The organism is Streptomyces sp. NBC_01669 (genome assembly GCF_026339735.1).
In the GTDB taxonomy this organism is placed as follows: Bacteria; Actinomycetota; Actinomycetes; order Streptomycetales; family Streptomycetaceae; genus Streptomyces; species Streptomyces yanii.
The window spans coordinates 1-1,551 of the sequence record NZ_JAPEQG010000005.1; the positions used below are offsets into that span (position 1 = coordinate 1).

Genomic DNA, 1,551 nt, shown 5'->3' on the forward strand with positions numbered 1-1,551 from the left:
TCCGCGCTGCGGCTCGCACGTAACGGCCGGGTTCTCGTGCTGCTGCCGACCCTGGATCTACTGACCCAAACGGTGCGCGAGTGGCGCTCGGCGGGGCACACCGGGCCCGCGGTGGCGGTGTGTTCGCTGGATGACGACCCGCACCTGTGGGACCTGGATGTGCGGTCCACGACCAGCCCGCCACAACTGGCACTGTGGCACGGCCGCGGACCCGTGACCGTCTACGCCACCTACGCTTCTCTGCCGGTGCTGGCCGAGGCACACGAGGGTGCGTACGGGCTTCCCATGGACGTCTTCGACCTCGTGATCGTCGACGAGGCGCACCGGACCAGCGGATCCGCAGGCAAGGCGTGGGCCGCGATCCACGACCAGGACGTCATCCCCGCCATGCGCCGGCTCTACATGACCGCCACACCCCGCATCTGGAAGGAACGCCCACCCCGGGCCCGGTGGGCGGAACGCCAGGAGGGCTTCGAGAACGCGCGGGACCCCCTGCCGCAGGAACTGGCCTGCTCCATGGACGACCCCAAAATCTACGGCCCTGTCGTGTACGAGCTCTCACTCGCGTCCGCGGTATCCCGGGGTCTTCTGGCGCGCTATCAAATTGTGGTCGTCGAATTGACCGACCCCGTCGTCACCCCCGCCCGCCTCGCCAGCGACGAAAAACGCGAGGAGCAGCTGCGGGGTGAACGGATGGGAGCATTGCAGGCCGCACTGCTCGAGACGATGAGGGCGCATCAACTGCAGACCACCATCACGTTCCATCACCGGACGATAGAGGCGTCCGCGTTCGCGAAGGGGCTGCCGCGGGTGGCGCAGCGGCTGCATGCGTCGGATCCGGAGCGGTACCCGGAACGCGTATGGGCGAACTGGCTGTGCGGGGAGCACGAGGCGGACCACCGGCGCCAGGTACTGGGGGACTTCGGGCGCCGGGCGGGGCGGGCGGTGCTGTCGAACTGCCGTGTGCTGGGAGAGGGCGTCGATATCCGGGCGGTGGATTCCGTGGCCCTTTTGGACCCGAAGGGGTCGGCCGTTGATATTGTGCAGGCTATCGGCCGGGCGCTGCGCCAGAAACCCGGGCAGGGCAAGATTGCCACGCTGATCGTGCCCGTATTCTTGGCACGGGGTGAACAGCCGGAAGACATGTTCACCTCCTCCTCGTACCGCCCCTTGGTAAAGGTTCTTGAAGGGCTCCGGGCGCACGATGAACGTGCCATTGAGATGCTCGCTATTCCGCAGGAGAACCAGAAGAAGGTCGTTGATCCGTCGCAGAGCATCGGTCCGGAGCCGGAGGAGGGTGAGGAGGAGTCGCGGCTGCTGCTCCGGTTCGCGGCCCCCAGGGATCCCGTGATGATCGCGAAGTGGGTCAAGTTCCAGATCCTCGACACCGAACGCCAGGACTGGACCCGCGGCTACGACACCGCCCGGCAGTACTTCGAACGGGAGGGCGCCCTGGACGTGCCCTACGAACACCAGGAAGGCGCCTACCCACTGGGCAGGTGGCTGTCCGACCAGAGGCGCTCCTACCGGGCCGGGACCATGTCCAGCACC

The 1,551-nt window shown here is 67.4% G+C and carries 1 protein-coding gene; it reads left to right on the top strand.

Annotated elements, in window-relative coordinates; translation table 11 throughout:
- Window positions 1-6 precede the first annotated feature (6 nt).
- Window positions 7-1,551 (top strand): Helicase associated domain protein (locus OG972_RS49165; protein WP_323136015.1); only part of this gene is annotated, 1,545 nt, incomplete at its 3' end.